Source organism: Capilliphycus salinus ALCB114379, from assembly GCF_047276495.1.
GTDB classification, from domain to species: Bacteria; Cyanobacteriota; Cyanobacteriia; order Cyanobacteriales; family Microcoleaceae; genus Capilliphycus; species Capilliphycus salinus.
The window spans coordinates 6,206,043-6,229,790 of record NZ_CP178543.1; the positions used below are offsets into that span (position 1 = coordinate 6,206,043).

Sequence of the window (23,748 nt, forward strand, 5' to 3'; positions counted from 1 at the left end):
AACCCATCCGTTTCCAAGCATCATTAACCCAAAAAACCCACACTCAACCCATCCGTTACCCACCTCCCCACCTCCCCCGTCACCCCTCTCCCCGACACCGGGGCGGGTTTAGATCAGTTGTTGGTGGGACATTATAAATCTATTGGGAACCCGCCCCTACAAATCTGACTTCTAACACCTGAAATCTTTAATTTACTTCCCGGATGTGAAAAATCTGATCCGAAGTGCGATCTTCTAGGTATAATGGTCTAGAAACTTATCTTTCAGTTAGTTAAGGTACGGATTAAAAGCAAAGTCTCAATGGCCAAGATCTAATCTTGTATAACGAGGCTTTATTTTACAGTATCTTTTCTCCAAACTTCTTCGACAGATTTTCGACAGATTGAAGTCGTTCTAAGATTTGGGGATCGTGTTTTCTATGCTGATTCAGCAGGGGTTTGGATTGGGTGCTTAAGGTTTGTTTTAAATGTGAGAGGGTTGTTTCGTTAGACAACAGAACAGCATGACAAACGGATGTAAATATAACGATTATCAGGCGGAATCATATTCCGGCGCTTATCCTACCATCCCCGATCCGGAACTCGATCAAGAGGTCATCTATCAGTTTTTTATTCAGTGTATTCGTCAGTGGGAACCCCAAGACGTTTTAGATGAATTTGAAAATATTTTTATTCATCTATCCTGTCCCGACAGCCTGCGAGTTGTGGAAGCGATTACGAATATTATTGAGTCGAAACAAGAGTTTATTTTTATAAATACTCTCAAGCGGGTTTGTTATATTCTGATCAATAACTGGTACATCAATCGAAAACATCAGTATGTTCAAAAACTGATTGATTTACTAGAAGAAACTCAAGAAGATGAAAGTATTGCTATCGATCAGAATTTGAATCGTTTGGGAAATTGGCTGCGGAATTTCTTCAACAGTGCAGAATATCAAACGATCAAAAACTGTGCGTTAAAATCGAAGAAAGATTGGAGTCATCGTTACACGTCCTATCTGCTCGTTCCCGAATATATCGACAACGACGAAAACTCCAAAGAACAAAAAGAATTTGCTCGAAATTTATCAAAACAGCTAAAAGATAAATATAAATTTGATTTGGCGATGTATGTGGCGCGATCAAATTCGACAGCGATATTGGGAGAAAGACGAACGAATCCAACTCAGCTAGGCGATGAAGTTATACAGCTAATCAAGAAAACCATATCGACTCAAAGAATCTCCAGTTATACCCAGCAAGCCAAACTCTTTCTCCGAGATACCCAAGACCTAAATTACGCCGAATTTAAAAAAGCTTTACCCGAATATTTAATGATAGCAAATAACGCTCCGTTTCCCATTAATAAGGTGCGGGAAAAGCTGATTAAAAAACTGGATTTTATTTATACCCACTACGAAGAACGAACAATCAATAAAGGGTTAATAATCCGCACCTGCAACCGCCTGATAGAAACTCTGACCACCGAAGATAACAAAACGCCTTCGCCGATTTTCACCCTATTAACGACTCACGGAAATCCCCTCACTTTGGTGATTATGCTGCTGAAAATCGTCTTGATTTGTAGTGCAGCGAGAACCTATTTAGAACTGTGTATTTCCAAACTGATTCAACAATATCAAGACTACGAAGAACACCAATGTCAGCGTCTAATACACTTTTTAGAAGTCTTCAACTTGGTGTTTACTATTTTTACGGAAAACGTGCAGTTTCATCTGGTTAAAGTTCCCGAAAGACAAGCCTCTCCCCTGATGAGCAGTTTGGACTCTTATCAGGTTTTTTGTCAATCTAAAGGGCCGGACTTGCGAGGAACGAACCTGAAAGGGGTAAACTTAAGTAGTCTAGAATTGCGGGGTGCCGATCTGCGAGATAGCGATCTCAGCGAAATTGAACTCGTTCAAATTGACTTGCGACTGGCTAACCTCAGCGGTGTCAACCTCAGCGGAGCAATTCTCGATCAGTCTCAACTGTTAGTTGCTAATATATCAGAAGCGGATTTGAGTCATGCCAGTCTGTTAGCAACCGACCTGCGACGAGCCGATTTAAGCCGGACAAATCTCACCAATGCGAATTTAACAAAAGCAACTTTAGATTTAGCCAATCTCCGACAAGCCAAATTAACCCATGCTAATCTCGTTGAAGCCAGCTTAAATGCAACAGACTTGAGTGATGCGGATTTGTGCGGTGCGGATTTGCAAAATGTTAATCTCAGAGGAGCAAACTTAACGGGAGTTAATCTCAGTTATGCCAACCTCAAAGGTGCAAACCTCCAAGATGCGAACTTAGCCGGTGCTAACCTCAGCGGAGTTAATCTGTCTCATGTCGATTTATCTCATGCTAACCTCAGCAATGCCAATTTAGAAGCAACCAATCTTTATCGAGTCAATTTCACTCACGCTAATCTTAGCGCCGCCAACTTGAAAAATGCCAATCTCAGCGAAGCCAATTTGAGAAGTGCCAATCTCAGCTATGCTAATCTCAATTCTGCTATTTTACGTCGGGCTAACTTAAACCGAGCGGTGATCATTAAAGCGCAAATTTGCAACGCTGATTTAACTCGGGCTAAACTGATAGAGGTCGAACTCAGCGAAGCCAATCTTGCTTATGCTCAAATTCGCCATGCTAACCTAACTAATGCTAAACTCTTCAAAACCAATCTACGAGGCGCTAATTTGTTTGGGAGCAATGTCATCGATGCAATTGTCAAAGAAGCGAAGTTTGGTAACAACTCGGGACTGTCCGATGATGTTCGTCGGTGTTTGAAATTGAGACAGTAGCAACTCTAAAAATAACCCGATAACACTCTAGTAAAGACGTTCTCTCGGAACGTCTCTACTGGGGTTTTGCTGTTATTCTAAATCAGCTTAATCAAACGGAACGTAAAGAAAATCCCAAACGCAACGGCTAAAGCAGCCACGTAAATTCCCGCATAGGAGATTAGCGCACCAACACTCATTGTTTTGAACTCCACAAAAGGTCATCATAACTATTGAAACACGAGGTGAGCTAGAATACATCTGTGCTGGGGTAAATTGATCGGGGAAAAACCATGACATCTGTGATTCGGGTGAATTTAGAACGATTGTCCTACGAAATTGCGATCGCACAGGGTTGCCTAGACCAGTTGGGAGAATTGATCGCACCTCTGAAGTTAGGCCAAAAAGTTTTGATCGTCTCCAACCCGGAGATTTTTCACCACTACGGACAACAGGCGATCGCATCTTTGGAAAAAACCGGCTTTGAGGTGGCTTCTACCACCCTTCCGGCGGGTGAACCCTACAAAACCCTAGAAACCCTGCAAAAAGTCTATGATACCGCCTTAGAACGCCGCTTAGAACGGTCTTCGACGATGATCGCGTTGGGTGGGGGTATCGTTGGCGACATGACGGGGTTTGCTGCGGCGACTTGGTTGCGGGGGATTAATGTAGTTCAAATTCCGACGACGCTATTGGCGATGGTGGATGCGTCTATCGGTGGGAAAACCGGCGTTAATCATCCTCGCGGTAAAAATTTAATTGGCGCTTTTCATCAACCCCGCAAAGTGATTATCGATCCGTTGGTTTTAAAAACGTTACCGGATCGAGAATTTAGGGCGGGAATGGCGGAAGTGATTAAATATGGGGTAATTTGGGATGGGGAATTATTTACTCATTTAGAACAGGCTCAACGCTTGGATGAAATGCAGTTTATGGAGCCTTCGTTATTACAAGAAATTTTACAGCGGTCCTGTCAAAGTAAGGCGGAAGTTGTTAGCAAAGATGAAAAAGAATTGGGACTGCGGGCGATTTTAAATTATGGTCATACTATCGGTCATGCGGTGGAAAGTTTAACCGGATATACTACTGTTTTGCACGGGGAAGCGGTGGGAATTGGCATGGTTGCCGCCAGTCGAATAGCGGTAAAATTGGGGATGTGGGATGAAGATTGCGATCGCCGTCAGTTGGCGTTAATTGAAAAAGCGGGTTTACCCACAAAATTACCAACGGGTCTAAATATTGATGAGATTTTAGCCTCTTTGCAAACCGATAAAAAGGTTCAAAATAAGAAAGTGCGGTTTATTTTACCGACTGCAATTGGCGCTGTGACGATTACCGATCAAGTTCCTTCCGAGGTGATTCGAGAAGTTTTACAAGATATGTTTTAAAACTTGACTATTTTATAAATATTCGTTAAGGCGATTACAATTTTGGAGATCGTGTGGTATTGTATTGTCAAGGTAAACATTATATTCCATGAAACAGCTTTCCTTATTCCCCGACGAATCAGATCGGCTTGATACTGATAACTTAGATATATCGACATGGGGAACTTTTAAAGATAACTTAAAAACGCCTATACATAGCTGGTTTACCTATCCAGCAGGCTTTTCTTATAAAGCTGTAGAATCGAGTATTAAGCGATATCAAATTCAACCCTTAGAAGTTATATACGATCCCTTTATGGGTTCGGGTACAACTAATGTTGTTGCTAAAAAATTGGGGGTGAGTTCCTATGGATGTGATGCTCATCCTTTTGTTTTTAAAATAGCACAAGCAAAATTAAACTGGAACGTGGAAATCAAAGCGGTTACAAAAGCAATTAAAGAACTTTTTTTATTAATAAATGAAAAACGAGAAAAAATACAAGACGCAGGCATTTTAAAAGAAACTTTTCCCGAATTAGTTCTCAAGTGCTACGAAGAAGACAGCTTGATAAACTTATTATTAATTCGAGATTCGTTGTTCGATTTAGATATTAATTCTGAAATCAAAGAATTCTTACTGGTATCCTTAACAAATGTACTTAGGCAGGTTTCTACTGCTGCAACAGGTTGGCCTTATATTGCGCCCAAGAAAGTAAAAATAACCTCTCAAAATAAGGATGTGTTGTCAGAATTCCAAATCAACAGTTTTAAAATGGTTAAAGATATAGAAATAATGCTTAGGGAGGTCAATCCAAACTATCTTTTGTCCGAACATCACTTGTTGAATATAGATTCCAAAAACACTGAAAACTTTATTCAAAAAAATAGTATAGATCATATCTTTACTTCACCTCCTTATTTAAACAACTATGATTATGCAGATAGAACCCGATTAGAAATGTATTTTTGGGGTCATGCTAAAAATTGGGCAGATCTAACTCAACAAGTGAGGAAAAAGTTAATGACTTCTGCTACGACGCAAACATCTCGGGAAGATTCTCGCTATATTCTTTCACCAGAAATACAAGATTATGCACCTGATATTTATAGTTTTCTTGAATCAGCAATAGAAAAACTTGGAAAAATCCGTTTAACTAAAGGCGGTAAAAAAAATTATGATTTAGTTGTTGCCGGATATTTTAATGATATCTTTGAAGTTTTAAAAGATTGCTATCGAGTCTTAAAACCGGGAAAAAAAGCTATTTTTGTATTGGGAGACTCTGCTCCTTATGGAGTCCATATACCTACGGATGAATTTATTGGAGAGTTAGGAGTTGCTATCGGTTTTTCTAGCTATAAAATAGAAATTTTGAGACAAAGAGGTGGCAAGTGGCAAAAGAATCCTCAACGACACACAGAAAAATTAAGAGAATCGATTGTCACCTTGCTCAAAGAATAAAAAGCTATGAATAATATGAATATACAAAACCCAGGTAGTGCTTTGGGTGAAGCAATTGGATCTGAACTCGAAAAAGCACTTAATAATTTTCTTGAACAGATTGCAGATCAAGAAGGATATCACTTTATTAGTGAAGGAGTAGGAACCACAAGGCAGGGAAAACCCAGAAAAATATTACTGATGTATGATCAATTTGGAACACAGTATAAAATTGATGCTGTTATTACTAATCATGCAATGCAGCCGATTATCTTATTTGAATCTAAGTATCTTCGCTATACCAAACATAATCGGGATAAAGGGAGTTGGATTTGTAATACTCACTCGGCTTTAAGAAGAAGATATTCCAGTATAAGAAGTTCAATTGCTGTATTAGCAGGAAACTGGACAGATACTTCTTTGGCAATGATGACAAGCTATGATATTAATATTTTTATGATACCCTTCCAATTAATCTGTGAATTATTAAGCCAACACGATATCGAATTTAATTGGAGAGAAAAAGATAGAGATATAGCTTCCCAAGCTTGGAGTCAATATTGCAGCCTAAGTCTAGAGGAGAAAGCTGAAATCGGAGAAGAAATGGTTAGTTCTATCAAAAATCCTCTTGAACGAACTGTTTTAAATATTTTAGATGATTCTCTAACCCGAGAGGTTAATAAGCTCTCTGTTGAACTTCATTCAAATTTAGGTGAGATCAAAAGATTTGAATTTCTAGATATTACTGATGCTATTTCGTTCTTAAACAGGGACGATTTAACAGAAGCTTTTCTGACGACTGATTCTATAAGCTTATTTGATCCTCCTCCTAATTTAAACCCTTGACATAAATCAAGTCAGCATTGAATGTTTTAAAACTTTTTGAGTACATCGTCGAGGTGTCCGGGAAGTAAATTAATTCCCAAGGCGGATTTGATCAAATACAGGAACAAAAAAATAAACAGGCTAATCAGCAAGTTAATTCCTATTAATAAAAGCGTGGCGGCGATTAAATTTCCGATGCGAGTTATCCCCGTAACCGGATAGTCTCGCTGTCCTTTGCGCCGTTCTTTTCCCACTAATAAAACCAGATAAAAGCGAGAAATAATCAAGTCAACAGTTAGCCTTAAATCAACAATTTTGGGCGAGTGTTTGGGGATGGCTTCGTCTAAAATCTCTCGAATTGCTATTATTTGTTCTCTATTCAAACTCGATAAAATTTGAGGATTAATTTTGTTTAGATAATATTCGGATGTGCGATTTCGATAGGGTACGGAAGTTGGATTTTTCGGCGGAAATTTCGGTTGATTCATTAGATGAAATCGTGAGTTCAAATACGACAAATAATGCTACACATCTTTCTTCCCATCTCCGGGGCGAGTTTATTGAACTGATTTGCAGGGAAAACAGACACTTAGGAACAACCCGCCCCTACACAAGTTCTGACGACCCAGATCGCGACCTGACGACTTGTGAACTCCCCACCTCCCCATTGATCAGAGTCACGCAAATATTTAAGTCTTTCATATGAAATCCAGCAGCATAGGTTTGCGGGCTGATTGAGGACAAAGACAGAAGGAATTCAAGAAGTTCTTCTCGAAATTTAGCAGTCTAAGCTTAATACATGGTCGCTTATCAGTTGAACTGATCGTGTCAAAACGACCATCTAAAATAACGCTGGCTTCTATCGCCATCGCCCTATAGTCCTACGCGCAAGTCGTGAGGTGGTGATGTCAGTCGTCAAAAGTTGATTGTAAGGGCTTTTCAGCTTTTGGCAATGTCCTAAGCAATTATTTCTTTACTCATTGAGTAACGCCGAAAAACTTTGGATTTTCCCTACCCATTCAGGGATATAATTAATGCTGCACAGACAGAGTTCTGGATTTTGATTTGCGTTCGCGCCGATGCAAAAGCAGGTAGAAAGCCGGTGTAAAATAGAGTGCCAGAAGGGTTGAACCGCCAATCCCGCCCGCGATCGCGATCGCCAACGGTTGCCAGAAAACCCCGCCGCTAATCAGCAAAGGAACAAATCCGGCTATAGTAGTAACAGTGGTTGTTAGGACGTGCCGCGTCGCTTTCATCACCACCCCGATCACAGCCTGGCGATCGCCCCGACTCGCCCGGGGGTCTTCATTAAAAGCCGACAGGACGATCAGGGTATCGTTGAGGGCAATTCCCACCAAACCCATCGTGCCGACAATTGCCATAAACCCGATCACCGAACCCAACGCCCACAGGGAAAACTGCGCCATCCCCACCGAACCGATCGCAACGGCCGCCACAATTCCCGCCTGTCGAAACGAACCGAGAGACAGCACCAGCGCCGCAGCCATCACCAGTACCAACAAAGGAACGTACAGCACCAAATTCCCCAGCGCTTGGTTGCGTTCGGCATATTCGCCGCCAAACTCGTATCGGTAGCCCGGAGGCAGTTCAAAATTCCTTTTTTCTAACTCAATTTGAAACTGATTGAGAACAGTCGAAGGCAAAACGCCGGCCGTAATAAAAGCCTGCACCGTGTTCACCCGAGTCTCGGATCGACGGGCAATATTAGCCAACTCGGGTACAAGACTAAACTCACCCAAAGCAGAAGTCGGGCGAAAATTCCGGTCATTTGCCCCTTCCGGACGCAAATCCAACGAGGCAATTTGGCTCAAATCCGCCCGATCCGCATCGGTCAACCGCACCCGCACGGGTAGATTTTCGGTGGACTCCAGAATCGAACCGCCCACCGCCCCCTCCAAATAGGCTTGAAGCTGCTGCGCGATCGCCGTCTTATTCAACCCCGCCTGTCGCGCCTGTTCGTCATCTACATTTAAACCCAACTTGGGCAGCGTTTCGCTCAAATCATCGCGGACATGAACAACATCGGGAACTTCCGCCAAAATTCCCCGCACTTCCATCCCCAACCGCCTCAACTCCCCCAAGTCCGGCCCGTAAATTCGCATCTCCACCGGTGCATCGTAGGGGGGGCCTTGTTGAAGCTGTTGGACCAAAATACGCGCCGAGGGAAATTCTCGATCCAACTCCCGCTGTACCTGATGAATTAACGATCGCGCCCCTTTTGCCGAACGCAGTTGTACCATCGCCTGAGCATAATGAGACTGATTCTGTCGCGCTCCGGTAAAGTTGTAGTAGAACTTGGGCGCACTCTCCCCGATAAACCAGTGAACATCTTCAACATTGGGATGGGCGAGGATAATCTCGCGAGCTTCGAGCATCTGAGTTTGGGTTTGGGCGATCGCCGTCTGGGGGGCAAATTCCACCTCAATTTGAAACTGATCTCGGTCTACCAGGGGAAAAAACTGCTCGTCGAGAGTTTGACCGGCCATAAATCCCAAGATGGGAAGAGCAAACGTCAGGACAACCCCAAGCAAGGGTTTGGCGGTAATTCGCTCCAGCGATCGCCGATAGAGAGGTGCCAATTTTGGGGAGGAAATCCCCTGATTCCACCAAGCGTCCGGCTTCATCAAAAACCGCAGAATTGCCGGCCGTCGTTTAGGTCGAACTCCGTTGTTTGAATGCTCAAACTCCCCGGTTTTTGCCCGACCCGGAGCCAACAGCCGCCCCGCCAGCGCCGCAATTACCGTTAGGGAAAGCGCCAGCGAAGACACCAACGCCATAATCACGCTCAAAGCGATCGAACCCACAAATTCGCCAGCCGGACCCGGTAGCAGCGCGATCGGTAAAAAAGTGAGTACCGTTGTCAGCGTAGAAGCCAAGAGCGGCACTTTCAAGTAGTTCACCGTCTTGGTAAGCGCCTCAATCGGTCTTGCTCCTTCTCGCATCTCGACTTGAATTTCATCGACGACCACGATCGCATTATCAATCAGCAGCCCGAGGGCAATAATCAAACCCGTCACCGACATCTGATGAATGGGAATGCCAAAGACCGCCATCGACCCAAATACAAAAAACGTTGTTAAAGGTAATGCGGCCCCCACCACCAGCGCCGAACGCCAACCCATCGCCACCAGCGCAACCGCCACCACCAGTCCCGCCCCCAATACCAAATTAGAAATGAGCGTACCGATGCGATCTTCGACATAGTTGCTCTGATCAAAAATCGCGTCTAAACTAATCCCTTGAGGTAAGCGATCGCGAAAAGCGTCCAATTCCTGCCGGACATCCCTTGCCCAGTGGTCGATTCGCAAGCCAGATTTCATCAGCACGCCCAGTACAATAGCCGGCTTCCCGCTCACCAGCGCCAGGTCTGTGGGCGGTTGTTGAATGCCCCGATTGACTTGAGCAATGTCGCCGAGCCGCGTAAACTGTCCAGAATTCGTTTGAATGGGAATTTGCCGAATCTGCTCTAAGGTTTTCAGTTCGCTCTCGACTTCGATCGCCACTTCTTGTTGATTGGTACGAAGCTGACCGGCGCTGACCTTGGCATCATTCAAAGCGACCTGTTGAGACAGGGCTTGAGGCGAAAGACCCACCGCAACCAGTGAGGGCGCACTGATTTCTACTAAAATTTCTTCGTTGGGTTCCCCGAATGTCTCAACTTCTTCGGTTCCTTTCACCCCCCGCATCAGCACTTCTAATTCTTCGGCATAGCGGCGCAAAATGGCATAGTTGGGCTGGTCGGGGAGGTTCCAGGTTAGGGAGGCGATCACGGTGTAGGCTTTGATTTTCGCTTCGTCCAATTCCGGTTCTGCGGCTCCGGGCGGAAACTGTAGGGAGGCTTCATCCATCTCGTCGCGCACTTTGGACCAAATCGGTTGGGGATCGGTAATTTCATCGACTAGCTCTATCGACACGGTAGAAAACCCAACCCGAGAATCGGATTTGATCACTTTAATCGCTTCAATCTCGGAGAGTTCGGCTTCTAGGGGTTCGGTAACGAGGGCTTCAACCCGTTCGGCATTGGCACCGGGATAGGCCGTTTTCACCACTGCGATCCGACTAATGAGTTCGGGATCTTCTTGCCGGGGTAGGGATTGAAAGGAGGAAACACCCCAGGCAATAATCATCACAATTGTCAGAATTAGTAATCGAATGTTGCGATAAAATGGGCGAACCATAACATTGATTTAAAAGTAGGGATGTTGAAGAAATAGGGGAAAAAAATAGGAATTGATCAAGGCGAAAGGCAAGGCATTCCTACGGCGATCATGGGAATTGTGAGGCAACATCTAGGGGGTTAACTTTCTGACCCGGTACGAGTCGATGAACGCCATTGGCGACAACGCGATCGCCGGTTTGCAGTGTACCCCGGACTAAAACGCGATCGCTTTCCTGATGGAGAATCTCGACGGATTGTTGTTGAATTTCGTAGATTTCCGGCTTGCTGTTATCGGTCTGAGTTAATACATAACAAGTCCACAGTCCTCGAATTCCGGAGCTAAGAGATTCTGTGGGCAGCCAGTATCCTTCTGTGGGAATGGTTTCGGTTAAATTGACCCGCACGGTTTGTCCCGGATTGATCTGGCGAATGGCAGAACGCTCTAAAGTAAAGACGACGATTTGCGTGCGGGTACTGGGGTCTACTTCGGGTAAGATGGAGGAGACTGTCGCCTCGTAGGTCTGGGAACCAATCTCAACGGTTTGAGAGCTTCCGATTTGCAATTGCTCGCTCATACTCGTCGGCAGACCAATACGGGCTTCGGGAGCCGCATTTTCGACCAGATGAATCACCGGCTGTCCGGCTTGCACCACCGTACCCTCATCAACCTCTCGCCTTGCCACAATCCCCGCAAAGGTGGCGCGAATCTTGGTATTTTTTAACTGGGTTTGGGAGTAGCGAACTTGCGCCTGTGCTTCTCGAACTTGCGCCCGAGCCGCTGCAATATCCTCCGGGCGGGTTCCGTTGATGAGTTCGTTCAAGTTGCTGCGGGCTTCCTCAACTTCGGCTCGCGCTGCGGCAATGTTTTCTAAGCGGGGGCCGTTTTGCAATTTTCGCAGGGTTTGACGCCTTTGTTCGACTGTGGCTTCGAGTTGATCGACTTGACTTCCCCGGCTTTGTTTAAGTTGTTCGATGCGTCTTTGGGCTTCATCTACGAGTGCTTCAAGTCGGCGTTCATTTTGCAAGTATTCCTCTAAACTATCTTGGGAAATTGCCCCCTCTTGTCTTAAGGCTTGATAACGGCGCACCCGTTCGCTTGCCAGTTTCAGATCGGCTTTGTTGGCTCTCAGGCTGGCTTCTGCCCGGGCTATTTCATCTTGCAAACTCCCCGATCGCGCATCGGCTAACCGGGCTTCGGCTTCATCGAGTTCGGCGATCGCGATGGCTATATCTTCGGAACGGCTTCCGGCTTCGAGTTCGGCTAGGTTGGCCTGGGCGCGATTTAACCGAGCTTGAGCGGCGGCTATATCTTCCGGGCGGCTTCCGGCTTCGAGTTCGGCCAGATCCGCTTGAAATCGATCCAGTGCGGCTTCGGCTTGGGAGAGTTGGGCTTCTATTTCTTCGCTTTCTAAACGGGCGAGGATCTGACCGGCTTCGACGCGATCGCCTTCGGAGACGAACACTTCTATCAATTTACCCCCCCGTTCAAACCCCAAGTCGCTGGCTCGGAGTGCGGCAATTTCTCCGGTGTAGCTGCGCGATACTTCATAGCGATCGCTACGTTGAACGGTCAGGGTTTCAACGGGTAAAATTCTCGATTCCCCCGATTCTTCTGCGGTCGGGGATACTTGATTATTCGAGACTAAGGGGACGGTGAATATACCCCCTAGCAATAACACTCCCGTCGCTGTCAATAGAATCGGCAAACGAAAACGCCGATTGGGAATCTTTTCCGGGGGTTCTGATGAATCCTCAAATTTGACAATCGAAGTCTCGGATGGCGCTGAGTTTAAAGGCATAAGATTTAACGTCCGTTATTAATTCAAACGTATGTTTGACTTGTTGAATATATAAATAGCGGAAACAGTCGCCGCCGACTCTTACCATTTCTGGGCAATACAATCGGTGATCGGTACTCCGGTCTAAAAAGCTGGAACCTGCTTCGGAATCGATTCCCGAGTCTAACTTAGTTTAATGGCTCAATCCCCAGACTAACTCTATCTTCGGAGGTAATCCACCGGAGGCTTATATTAAAACGTTTGTTTGATATGATTAAAACATACGTTTGAAAAAATGGCAAGGGTAAAGATTTGAAAAAATCTGCTCTCAACCTTGTCAAACAGGACGTATAAGAGATATCTTCCTCTACGCTAGATAGAGTTCGTTCGTTTAGTCGAGTATGAATACCCCGATTCAGAGCAATACAAAAGAACAGATTCTCAATGTGGCCGAACGGTTATTTGCCGAGCGGGGCTTTGCGGGAACTTCGCTTCGCAGTGTGATTGGTGAGGCGGGTGTGAATTTGGCTGCGGTTCACTATCACTTCGGCTCGAAAGAAGAATTATTTCGCGCGGTTGTATCCCGAATTGCCAAACCCGTCGTTGCGGCACAACTCGAACGGCTGGCCCATTGCCAAGCCAACAGCGAACCCCCAAGCGTGGAAGCAATTTTAGAAGCATTTCTGACGCCGCCATTAAAAGTAATTTGCAGTGGCGGAGAACCCGGTATAAATCGCGCTCAGTTTTTGGGGCGTTGCCGAACCGAACCCGACTCCATTCAAACCATTGCCCAGCAGGAATTTGAAGCCTCCGAACAGTCGTTTCTAGACGTACTTCAGCGCTCTTTACCCGACCAGTCCCGCACGGAACTGTCTTGGAAACTCGACTTGGTGATCGCGGTATTAATTCGAGTGGCGACCGAAGCCGGAAAACCAAACGCCCTTCTCCAAGGTAATTCACCCGAAGATATTCATCTGGTGGTTTCGCGTTTAGTTCGTTTTTTAGCTTCGGGTATGCGTGCTTAGATCAAATATTTCAGTCGAGAGCGATCGTTGAAAGCCTAAAAATCTCAAAAGTTCGGGGTGGAAAATCTGGAGTGATTGCTAAGTTGGAATTTAACCGAAGTAACTCGACAGAAAAAAGGCAAAAAAGAGGCGGCTTAAAAACTTCAATCAAGATATTAGTATTATTTTTAGCTTTTCTGACCGGAAATAATGGGATACAAGCCCCTTCTTCAGTGGCCGGCTTCTTTTGATTCTTAATGTATTGAATCAGTATATCAATGGGTGCGCCTCCAACGGAAACAGCAAAATAACTAGGACTCCACAAAGCTGTTTTATTATGGGGTTTCTTAAAACCTGCTTGTCCATAACGGCGGCTTGAAACACCTTTTAAGGCGTTCACGATTTTAGAGACAGAAAGCTTGGGAGGGTATTCAATTAGGGCGTGTATATGTTCATTCTCCCCGTTGATTTCTAAGATTTGAAAGTTCATTTGCTTTGCTACGTGGCGAAATACGTCCTCAATTAACTGGAGTTCTTCTCCACTAAATATTTGCTCTCTGTATTTAGCTACGCAGACGAGCGTGAATCCTAAGATCTGTAACGCTGTGCCTTTCTCTCCGAAATTGGGTTGTCATTTTTGCGCGCGTCCGATCTACAATAACTTACAGACCAATGTTAACACGCTCAATGAAAGCCAGGTATCAATACCGAGTCTATCCGACACTTCAACAGCAGACCGAATTAGCAAAGCTATTTGGTTGTTGTCGTGTCGTGTGGAACGATGCACTGGCTTATTGTATCGAAATGCACAAAACTGGGCAAAAAAAGCCTGGTAACGCTCAACTGCGGCCATCAGTTTATTACCCAAGCCAAGAAAACGACAGGACGGGAATGGTTGTCAGAAGTTTCTAATATCCCTTTACAGCAGTCATTGAACGACCTAGAGCAGGCTTACAAGAACTTTTTTAAGTCATGTAAGGGAACGCGGCTTGGGAAAAAAGTTAGACCTCCTAAATTTAAAAAACGAAACGCCAAGCAGTCAGCTAGGTTTCGAGTTGGAGGTTTTAAACTAAATGGAGACAAAATATCTTTAGCTAAAATTGGAAATTTAAAGATAGTTTGGTCAAGACCTCTGCCAAGTTCACCAAGCTCAGTTACAATCATTAAAGATGCAGCTAACAGATACTTTCTCAGTTTTGTTGTTAATATAAACCAACAATTAATGCCCAAGTCTCCCAATAATGTGGGGATAGACTTGGGCATTAAAACGTTTGCGACTTTGAGTTCGGGAAAGAAAATAGATGCTCCCAAGCCCTTAAAAAAACGGATAAAAAGACTGAGGAAACTCAATCGAAATTTATCCCGAAAACAAAAGGGTTCTAAGCGGTACGAACGAGCAAGAGTAAGAAAAGCTAAACTCTACGCCCGAATGAAGGACACCCGCAAAGATTTCCTGCACAAGCTATCGACCCAGATAATCAACGAAAACCAAGTGATTGTTTTGGAAGATTTGAATGTATCAGGGCTGCTTAAAAATCGCAAGCTTTCAAAAGCGATTAGCGATTTGGGATGGAGACAGTTCAGAACTTTTCTTGAGGGCAAAGCCGAAAAATACGGTAGAGAATTTCGAGTTATAAGTCAGTGGGAACCTACAACTCAAAAGTGTTCTTGCTGTGGGTTTATTGGCGGAAAACTTGATCTTTCTGTTCGCGAGTGGACTTGTTTAAACTGCGAAACTGTTCATGATCGCGATGGTAATGCGGCAGTAAAGTGCGATTCGTTCAGCAGAAACCTAGAAATAGGGGGATGGCTGGCTTCTGTTGAGTAACCCAATTAGGGTTGAGTTCGCACTTAAATCCTCAACAGATGATAACTTCATAATCTTGTAGGTGAGTGTAAGTACCCTAGAAAACACAAGTCCTATCCTCCAGGTACAGGAGTGAAAGCAGTTTCTCCAGGGTCGCGACTAGCCCTCAACCCCTGAAGCGAGAATCAAAGCGGAAAGATACTGATAGCCTAAGTTGGTATCCCGTCAGCAAGTCACTATGGATAACGAAAGTGAAGGTACGTGTGAATCATCGTTACCGCAAACCAGTGGAAAGGCTAATACACTGGAAGTCCCAAAAGGGCAAGGTCTGAGTGATAAGAGGATTTTTATCGACTTATCTGTACCACTCTAAAACCCGGTGAAAAGTATCATCCTAACGTGACAAACCAAAGATTATGAGGAACGAAGTAACCCACTTACTTACTCTCAGTCTAGGTCGATAGATTGAGTAGCCAGCTAAGGCGCAAACTCTACACACAAAGTAGGTAGTAAGTGGTGAAGATTGGGTCAGAAGCAAATGCCTAACTGTAATGGTTATGGATATGCAGACGGACTCACGGATTAACGGAGTGTAGAGGTACAAGTAGTAACAAATATGCCTAAAACAGATTCACCAAAGAATACTGTGGGATGCAAAACCGAAAATAATGCAAAGAAGGTCAACCCAATCCAGCAATGGAATCAGATTGACTGGAAAAACGCAGAAAAACGAGTTTTTAAGTTACAAAAGCGCATCTACAAAGCGTCACGTCGTGATGATGTACTGGCAGTTCGACGACTCCAAAAAACACTCATCAAATCCTGGACAGCAAAATGTCTCGCGGTGCGTCGTGTAACTCAGGAAAATACAGGTAAAAAGACGGCAGGAGTGGACGGGGTTAAATCCCTATCCCCAGTAGCACGAATGAAACTTGTTAATAAACTTAAACTGAGTTCAAAGGTCAGCCCAACCCGGAGAGTCTGGATAGACAAACCGGGGAAAGACGAAAAACGACCTTTGGGAATACCGACCATGTATGACCGCGCATTACAAGCCTTAGTAAAAATGGCTCTGGAACCCGAATGGGAAGCTAAATTTGAGCCAAATAGCTATGGCTTTCGTCCGGGACGCTCATGCCACGATGCAATCGGAGCAATATTTTTAGCCATCAAGCAAAAGTCTAAATATGTGCTAGATGCTGACATTGCCAAATGCTTCGACCGCATCAACCATGAAGCCTTACTCAAAAAATTGAATACATTCCCCACCATACGCCGACAAGTTCGTGCATGGTTAAAAGCGGGAGTGATGGATGGCAAGCGTTTATTTCCGACATCTGAAGGCACACCGCAGGGCGGAGTCATTTCCCCGTTACTAGCAAATATAGCCTTACATGGAATGGAAAACGCAGTCAAAGAACTAGCTGATACTTTCGACATGAAACGTCCCGATGGCACACAATTAGCCAAGAGGGATAAACAAAAGTCAGTGAATTTTGTGCGTTACGCGGACGACTTCGTGATTTTACACGAAGACCTAACCATTGTAAAAAGATGTCAGGAATTCATAGCGAATTGGTTAAAAGGTATGGGCTTAGAACTCAAGCCTAGTAAAACCCGACTAGCCCACACATTAGAGGAACATCTAGAGGAAAAACCTGGCTTTGATTTTCTTGGATTCAACGTCAGACAATATCCAACAGGTAAAAACACTTCTGGACGGGTCAAAGGGAAATTATTAGGTTTCAAAACTATCATCACCCCAAGCAAAGACAGCCAAAAGAAACACTACAAAAAGGTAGCAGAAATCATTGAGCAACACCAGGGGTTATCTCAGACAACTTTAATTAAAAATCTGAACCCAATCATCAGAGGATGGTGCAATTATTTCTCTACAGTAGTAAGCCAGAAAATCTTTGAACGAATCTGGCATCTAACGGTCTGGAAACTCATCAAATGGGGTATCAAACGTCACCGAAATAAAGGGAAGAAATGGGTGTATCTCAAATACTTCCAAACAATCGGAGGGGATAACTGGACTTTCGCAACTAACCCCAAAGGTAAAAACCCAATGAGGCTGCTAAAACATAGCGAAACAAAAATCACTCGCTACGTTAAAGTTAAAGAAGATGCCAGCCCCTACAATGGTGACACAATCTATTGGAGTTCAAGACGAGGCACACACCCGGAGATGCTAAAGCGAACAGCATCATTGCTGAAAAAGCAAAACGGGAAATGCCTTCACTGCGGACTGTCATTCAAAAATGGAGATTTAATCGAATTAGACCATATCATTCCCAAGTCGAAAGGCGGAAGGAATGAATACAATAACTATCAACTACTCCATCGACATTGCCACGATGAAAAAACCAGAACAGATGGAAGTTTGCATAGAGACTTAATTAGTCAAATCAAACTACCAAGAAATTACAAATGGGTGCAAGATATGCTGGTGACGTGCTAATGACAACAGCCGTTTTTCTGAGGAGCGCTTGGGACGAGAAATTGTCACGTTCCGTTCTGGAGAGCAGCGGCTCTCGCGAGGGAGTCGCTGACTTTAATTATCTTGGTCGCCGGAGGACATTCGGAGACTATAAACGGATGTGGAGGTAGGCGTAAAACTTCTGTCAAAGAAGTAGCAACCCGTGAAGCGTCAACCCACCTAGAGAATGCTATTCAATTGTCAATATTTGATATCTTGAAATAGTCTTCTGCTTGGAATCCCCGTTGTTTACGACGGGGAGGATGTCAAAAGCTAAATCCTATTTCTATGCGTTCAAATCGTCATACTAGACTGTGCAGTATGAGTTGTGAGCCTAAACTCCTCTCAAAATCTGATGTACCCCAAATAAGCTGTGGGCATTGATCTTCCCCTTACAGCCCGCCACCAGGGGTTAATCGGCCAGAAAGGACGGGGTTCGGGTGAAGAAGACGCGCTTACGCGCTCAAAGCGGCATCCTCCATCCCATAGCGGGTATTTTTAGCCGTGCGTTTGTCCGGTAGCGACCACAAACGCTGGCGAAACGCACCGACGATGGTGTCAAACAAACCCCGTTCTTGCAACCGCTCTAGTTCTGTTGGATCTCTCAGATGTCATTACAATACCGAGATTCCCAGTGCAAGAACCGCTTCTTGGCCCAATGAGAATTGCTGGGGTTTGAGTCAGAACGTGTGCGCGTGCAGTACCTCCATCACGTCACAGATATAGGCGATGCCCGAATAGTCATCGAAAAACTCCGCTGCGACCCGATCCGAAATCTTCACGGCCATATCCCGATTGGGGGTCAGCACCTCGAACTTTACATTCGAGAAGGTGTCGCCAACGCTGGGTTGTCCCGACGAGCGCACGCCGCGACTGCCTTTACCGCCAGCGGCGACCACCGTATAACCGGTAGCCCCGGCTTCGTCGATGATCTTGGCGACCTTTTTCAGCAGCACCTTTTCCGTGACGATGACGAGCTTACTGGCTTTCTGGGTCATGTGTGTTACCTCTTGATGCGTTCTGTTGGGACCATTCAAGGCTAGACTCTATGGTTTTGCCTTGAACCATACCTTTAAGATTATGCCAAAGATCGGCGAATCCACTACCTTCTGTTGATAAAGATTGGCTCAGATTAGCCGAAGCATTTTATAAAAAACACTTATCCTTTTGGCGCTCTGACCACCATTCAACATCAGATTGCAGGGGGCATTAGGGACGAAGGCTTTGCCGTTTGCAGTACCGTCCACTGGTAGAGTAATCAAACTTCGATTCACCATCCAACAGCGGAGCAGCTATTGAGTAAAATGTGGTCCTCGCAGCAAATCTAAGTATAAACTTAAGAAGATCGTTCAAGGCGAAAGCATAGATGTCTGTCTTCTGTTCGACATCAATGTCAGGTTTGAGCGGCCCAGTCTCTGTCCTTGAGACACTCTCCATTCACAGGTGAATTTCTCACAGGTGTTTCCGTAGCGGCGCGCTTGTGTCCGCCACCGCCACACGCATTTGATCAGCATGGAGCGTACACAATGAACAAGTTTGACTCAACTAAACTGCCGACCAAATTTGACAACACCAGCGAAGGCTGGCTAGTGCAGGTATATAGCGGCGATCGCCGCCTGCTCTGCGTGCTCGATTCGTCTCACGCCTGGACTTTTTTGTTGGGCTGTGGGTTCGGTCTCCTACTGGCGGTGGGGTGGTTTAACCTCGCCAGTAACAGTCCGTCCACGACTTATGAGCCGTCAACAACTCCCCCCGAAATGTGGATTGATTAGTTCAGACATTGCCAGAAGAGTAGTGCCGGCGCAACTCTTTGGATTGGGCCTGCCCCCATACCGTCCTAGCAGTGAAAACAAGCAGACGCCGGCCGGTTCGACCGGACAGGTAGGATTTGCGGGCCGGTCCCCCGCCGATCGAGTCCGGATAACTTTGACCAATCCGTCAGGGCGACGCGCCGAAGCCACAGGCTTGTTGTACGGGTCGAGCCAATGCGCGTTGGTTCTAACCTTGCAGCGTCGTAGAAAGCCCTTCTTAATAACGACAACATATAGAGAAAATTCTGCGATCGCTATTTCCATTGACCACAGATCTGCGGGTTTTCCGATAGTTATAAGAATAACTTATGGCTTTAATTTGAGATTACTTAGCAGATTTATGTAAAGCGATCGCAAATTTGTGCCGATCTTAAGATATACTTAAGCGCATAGACTTAAGTGTATAGAGATTTGAACCTGGATAGACCCGAGTCTATAGAAGACAATAGGGGCAACTCGTCTTCATAACCCAGTCCGGAGAAACATAATTCCCGGATCACTATCGTTCGGATCTCGCCCCAGGATTTGAGGCTGCGCTTGCCTGCCGTCCTGGCCCCTAACATCTGATTAAGGAGGAATTACAAAGTGGAATTCTTGTCCGATTTCTTAACGAAATTCGGGTCGCAGTTGCAGTCCCCGACACTCGGCTTTCTGATCGGTGGTATAATCATTGCCGCGCTCGGTAGCAAACTGGAAATTCCAGATGCGATCTATAAGTTCATCGTTTTCATGCTGCTCACAAAAGTCGGCTTGAGCGGCGGCATTGCGATCCGCAATTCCAATATAACGGAGATGGTGTTGCCTGCGCTGTTCGCCGTGGTAACGGGGATGCTTATCGTGTTCATCGGGCGCTACACGTTGGCCAAGCTGCCGGGGATCAGAACCGTGGATGCCCTTGCGACCGCCGGCTTGTTCGGTGCCGTGAGTGGCTCTACCCTCGCCGCCGGTATAACGGTACTGGAAGCGGAAGGCATCCCCTACGAGCCTTGGGCTGGCGCACTCTATCCCTTCATGGACATCCCGGCGCTCGTGACTGCGATCGTCGTGGCCAGTATTTATACCAGCAAGCAAAAGCAGAGTGCTACCGCAGGCGAGGATCTCAGCAAGCAGGAGTATCTCAGCAAGCAGGAGTATCTCAGCAAGCAGTCGGTTGCCGCAGGCGAGTATCCCGGCAAGCAGGAGTATCCCACCACCAGGCAGGAGTATCGCAAACAGCAGCGGATTACGGCAAGCGGATATCCCCGCGAGCAGCAAAATCGGGTCAAAATATGGCCGATCGTCAAGGAAAGCCTCGAGGGTTCTGCCCTATCGGCACTGCTGCTCGGCCTCGCTCTAGGCCTGCTAACCCGGCCGGAAAGTGTCTATGAAAGTTTCTACGATCCCCTCTTCCGCGGTCTGCTTTCGATCCTGATGCTGGTAATGGGTATGGAGGCCTGGTCAAGGATTGGCGAGCTACGCAAGGTAGCCCAGTGGTACGCCGTCTATGCCTTGGTGGCGCCGCTGCTGCATGGGTTTATCGCCTTCGGTCTCGGCATGGTTGCCCACTACGCCACGGGATTCACCCCTGGCGGAGTCGCGCTCCTAGCCGTCATCGCCGCCTCCAGTTCAGACATCTCAGGGCCGCCCACTTTACGAGCCGGTATCCCGTCGGCTAATCCCTCCGCCTACATCGGCGCGTCCACAGCCGTCGGCACGCCGATTGCGATCGCCGTGGGAATACCCCTCTTCGTCGGGCTCGCCCAGGCGCTGATGGGTAGCTGATCCCAGACGGGTCGGGGCAAACCGCTATTAATGCTTTACAGCGTTGCTGGAGTTTAGACTAAAAGCTCATACTGTACAGTCTAGCATCAGGGATAATTCGGCAAAGGAATAGACATTTTTGGGGACTAAAACCGCATCCATTAAGTCAAAAGTGCTATCTTTGGCAAGCCCTAAAAGTTGATAGACTTCGTTTCTGAAATTTTGGAGTTTTAAAGCAGATTGATTCAAGGTTTTTGATTATTCGCTAATTTTACCTAATTGTCTCTTTACTTTTCACCCCCCGTAACCCCCTGCTAACTCGACTAGACTGTACGGTATGATTTTGGGGGGAGTTAGTTTAAACTCCAGTTTCATGTAACTCAATTATTGGATCAAGAACTAAATCAAGGACGAGTTGACCAAAAAAAAGTGCTGAATCTTTAGAAATTAAACCAAGAAAGCAATTATTATCAATGGATAATTGACAATTGATAATTGATAATTAATTAATCAGGTTGAAGACCTCTCCTTTCAAGGAGAAAAAAGAAAAAATATTTCTCTATCAATCCTATACATAATAGTCCAGGTAATTATCCATTATCCATTATCCATTATCCATTATCCATACGTTTTAATCCATTAACGCTCTCGTCGGCTTAGATAATCTGCATCTATCGAAGCCATTGGGTAACATCTAAAGTGGTTCCCGTCAACTTAATCACCGCGCCAGAACTATCGAAAACGGGACCGCCTCGGGCGTTGATATAGCGGACTTCCCCATCATTGACCCGAATGATGCGTAAATTAGCTTCAAATGGTTCTCTTCTAATTGCTAGAGTCCGAACAGCCTCCTCATGGAGTTGAAGATCATCGGGGTGAATTAGGGCAACCACTTCTTCAGGGGTGGGGGCCGGCCGATTGGGATCGAGACCGTGGATCAAAAAAAGTTCCTCAGTCCAATAGGTTTCGCGAGTGTTGACATCGAACTCCCAACACCCGACTTGAGCCACTCGTTGAGCATTTCGCAACATCATTTGCGATCGCCGCAGTTGAGCCTCAATCTGTTTGCGATGCTCAATTTCTTGGTGCAGACGGGCATTCGCCGCCATCAATTCTTGCCAAATGTTGGCGGTAATAGAATCGAGCATCCCTTCTGGGGGATAGGATAATCGGTTAGAGGACTGGGTTTCCAGGTCGTAAACCGGATCGAGACAGTACCCCTGACCGTAGTGGGTCTGAATAAAACCTTGAACACCGGCCCGTTCGAGTTGGCGGCGAATACTGCGGATGTGGCTCTTGATGGTGGCGTCGGTGGGTAATTGATCATCCAAAGTCCACAGGCGATCGCCCATCTCGCCGCGAGAAAACATTTGCCGGGGATGGCTCAGAAATAGCTCCAGGATTTGATATTCCTTGCGATTGACTTTCAAAACTTGACCGTCGCAGGTGATCTGTCGGGAGATGGGATTGAGAGACAACGGCCCCCAAGTTAGCAGGGGGCTGGCCCGACGAAGACCCCGCCGCGCCAAAGCCCGGAGATGGGCGAGGAGTTCTGGGGTCTTAATCGGTTTCACCAAACAAGTATCGGCGCCGCTATCTAAACCCTCGATACAAGTCCCCGCACCGGAAGGCGACTGCATCAACAAAATAAGCACCGGGTTGCCCACATCCCGCAAGCGACGACATAGGTCAATTCCATCCAGTTTGGGTAACAGTAACTCCAGCAAGACCGCATTGTACACAAACGCCTGGAGCAATTCCCAGGCTTCCTCGCCATCGGTGGCGACATCAACAACGAAACTGTGGCGAGATAAGTCTTGATGCAGCTTGTGACCCAGGGTTTTGTCAGGGGAAGCCAGCAGAATTTTCATGGTTCAATGTTCGGCTTTCACTTCGGGGCTGGAGGATACCTCCAAAATTACACGAATTTTTTACCTTTTAACTGTACACTGCTCCAAAGTTGTTCAGTAAAAGCCAGATCTGGAAGGGTGGCTATATGGTTCCCGCGTCACATCAGGCCAATGATTTTATTCAAAAGAATGCTTTGACGAGTGGTGTGATCAACGCCATCATCAATGGGGCGATCGGCTGGTTTATGTTTCGAGGAAAAGAGACGATACCTCTGACCGTTGACACGATATCAGCCCACGAAAAAACGGTTTTCTCGACGGGAGTGATGACGGCATTTATCCTGTCGCTCATCTTGGGAACGATCGCTTTTTTTACCTTTAGCAAAAAAGCCAAAGATTTCTCGGTTCCATTCCCGAAGCTTTTGAACCGACCCTTTTTATTTTTTGGGGTGAGAACGGTTTTATTTTATTCTCTGTTTGCCTTTGGTACGGTGACATTGGTGGCTCTGTTCTTACAAAAGTTTTTGGGGATGATTTTGGTGACTCCACTGGTCGGCGCCATTATTTTGGGGGCGATCGCGGGGATTGCCTCTTGGTTCATTAATGCGGCGGTTATGAAAGCCATGTTGCGGCCCGAGTAGGTTTTTTGAGGGATGACAGCAGGTTGAACCGGGTTTAGTTGAGAACTGCTATAACGACAGGTTCTAA

General features: G+C 45.9%; 15 protein-coding genes and 3 pseudogenes. 10 read left to right on the forward strand and 8 right to left on the reverse strand.

Annotated elements, in window-relative coordinates:
- Positions 1-502 precede the first annotated feature (502 nt).
- The 4 genes from ACL6C3_RS25015 (at position 503) to ACL6C3_RS25030 (ending at position 6,409) form a co-directional block, all read left to right on the forward strand.
- Complete coding sequence (locus ACL6C3_RS25015; protein ID WP_413162191.1) at positions 503-2,779, forward strand: pentapeptide repeat-containing protein; 2,277 nt, start codon at positions 503-505, stop codon at positions 2,777-2,779.
- 272 nt (positions 2,780-3,051) lie between these two features.
- Positions 3,052-4,146 carry a 3-dehydroquinate synthase gene (aroB, locus tag ACL6C3_RS25020; protein WP_413162193.1) on the forward strand — a complete coding sequence of 365 codons (1,095 nt, stop codon included), beginning with the start codon at positions 3,052-3,054 and terminating at the stop codon, positions 4,144-4,146.
- Positions 4,147-4,234: 88 nt separating this feature from the next.
- Complete coding sequence (locus ACL6C3_RS25025) at positions 4,235-5,584, forward strand: DNA methyltransferase (protein WP_413162195.1); 1,350 nt, start codon at positions 4,235-4,237, stop codon at positions 5,582-5,584.
- Between the two features lie 6 nt (positions 5,585-5,590).
- A complete protein-coding gene (locus ACL6C3_RS25030; protein ID WP_413162196.1) occupies positions 5,591-6,409 on the forward strand; it encodes a hypothetical protein in 819 nt (272 codons plus the stop codon).
- Positions 6,410-6,435: 26 nt separating this feature from the next.
- Here ACL6C3_RS25030 and ACL6C3_RS25035 read toward each other — a convergent pair whose 3' ends face one another.
- From ACL6C3_RS25035 to ACL6C3_RS25045, 3 genes are all read right to left on the reverse strand, one after another.
- Positions 6,436-6,876, reverse strand: coding sequence for a hypothetical protein (locus ACL6C3_RS25035; RefSeq protein WP_413162197.1), 441 nt, complete (start codon positions 6,874-6,876; stop codon positions 6,436-6,438).
- A 543-nt stretch (positions 6,877-7,419) separates the two neighbouring features.
- A complete protein-coding gene (locus tag ACL6C3_RS25040; protein ID WP_413162199.1) occupies positions 7,420-10,587 on the reverse strand; it encodes an efflux RND transporter permease subunit in 3,168 nt (1,055 codons plus the stop codon).
- 88 nt (positions 10,588-10,675) lie between these two features.
- Positions 10,676-12,367, reverse strand: coding sequence for an efflux RND transporter periplasmic adaptor subunit (locus tag ACL6C3_RS25045; protein ID WP_413162201.1), 1,692 nt, complete (start codon positions 12,365-12,367; stop codon positions 10,676-10,678).
- A gap of 380 nt (positions 12,368-12,747) precedes the next feature.
- On the opposite strand from ACL6C3_RS25045, the gene ACL6C3_RS25050 reads away from it, so the two are divergent.
- The gene (locus tag ACL6C3_RS25050) at positions 12,748-13,371 is read left to right on the forward strand and encodes a TetR/AcrR family transcriptional regulator (RefSeq protein ID WP_413162202.1); all 624 of its coding nucleotides are present in this window, start codon (positions 12,748-12,750) and stop codon (positions 13,369-13,371) included.
- A gap of 214 nt (positions 13,372-13,585) precedes the next feature.
- Here ACL6C3_RS25050 and tnpA read toward each other — a convergent pair.
- Positions 13,586-13,985 (reverse strand): annotated as a pseudogene (gene tnpA, locus ACL6C3_RS25055) (IS200/IS605 family transposase); the annotation flags it as partial.
- Between the two features lie 52 nt (positions 13,986-14,037).
- On the opposite strand from tnpA, the pseudogene ACL6C3_RS25060 reads away from it, so the two are divergent.
- From ACL6C3_RS25060 to ltrA, 3 genes and pseudogenes are all read left to right on the forward strand, one after another.
- Positions 14,038-14,115, forward strand: a pseudogene (locus ACL6C3_RS25060) (helix-turn-helix domain-containing protein); the annotation flags it as partial.
- A 16-nt stretch (positions 14,116-14,131) separates the two neighbouring features.
- On the forward strand, positions 14,132-15,178 hold the full coding sequence (locus tag ACL6C3_RS25065) for an RNA-guided endonuclease InsQ/TnpB family protein (protein WP_413162204.1): 1,047 nt from the start codon (positions 14,132-14,134) through the stop codon (positions 15,176-15,178).
- A 595-nt stretch (positions 15,179-15,773) separates the two neighbouring features.
- Positions 15,774-17,621 (forward strand): group II intron reverse transcriptase/maturase, encoded by a 1,848-nt coding sequence (gene ltrA, locus ACL6C3_RS25070; RefSeq protein WP_413162206.1) that lies wholly within the window; start codon positions 15,774-15,776, stop codon positions 17,619-17,621.
- A gap of 367 nt (positions 17,622-17,988) precedes the next feature.
- On the opposite strand, the pseudogene ACL6C3_RS25075 reads toward ltrA, so the two are convergent.
- Both ACL6C3_RS25075 and ACL6C3_RS25080 read right to left on the reverse strand, forming a co-directional pair.
- Positions 17,989-18,193: pseudogene (locus tag ACL6C3_RS25075) on the reverse strand (ISNCY family transposase); the annotation flags it as partial.
- A 126-nt stretch (positions 18,194-18,319) separates the two neighbouring features.
- Positions 18,320-18,637: a P-II family nitrogen regulator gene (locus ACL6C3_RS25080; protein WP_413162207.1), complete on the reverse strand. Its 318-nt coding sequence runs from the start codon at positions 18,635-18,637 to the stop codon at positions 18,320-18,322.
- A 1,398-nt stretch (positions 18,638-20,035) separates the two neighbouring features.
- Here ACL6C3_RS25080 and ACL6C3_RS25085 point away from each other — a divergent pair.
- A complete protein-coding gene (locus ACL6C3_RS25085; protein WP_413162209.1) occupies positions 20,036-21,211 on the forward strand; it encodes a sodium-dependent bicarbonate transport family permease in 1,176 nt (391 codons plus the stop codon).
- A gap of 66 nt (positions 21,212-21,277) precedes the next feature.
- On the opposite strand, the gene ACL6C3_RS25090 is transcribed toward ACL6C3_RS25085, so the two are convergent.
- The gene (locus ACL6C3_RS25090; RefSeq protein ID WP_413162210.1) at positions 21,278-21,439 is read right to left on the reverse strand and encodes a hypothetical protein; all 162 of its coding nucleotides are present in this window, start codon (positions 21,437-21,439) and stop codon (positions 21,278-21,280) included.
- A 422-nt stretch (positions 21,440-21,861) separates the two neighbouring features.
- The gene (locus tag ACL6C3_RS25095) at positions 21,862-23,061 is read right to left on the reverse strand and encodes a winged helix-turn-helix domain-containing protein (protein ID WP_413162211.1); all 1,200 of its coding nucleotides are present in this window, start codon (positions 23,059-23,061) and stop codon (positions 21,862-21,864) included.
- A 125-nt stretch (positions 23,062-23,186) separates the two neighbouring features.
- Here ACL6C3_RS25095 and ACL6C3_RS25100 point away from each other — a divergent pair, with 125 nt between their 5' ends.
- Positions 23,187-23,681, forward strand: a complete 495-nt coding sequence (locus ACL6C3_RS25100) for a permease (protein WP_413162212.1) — start codon at positions 23,187-23,189, stop codon at positions 23,679-23,681.
- The last annotated feature ends 67 nt before the right edge of the window (positions 23,682-23,748 follow it).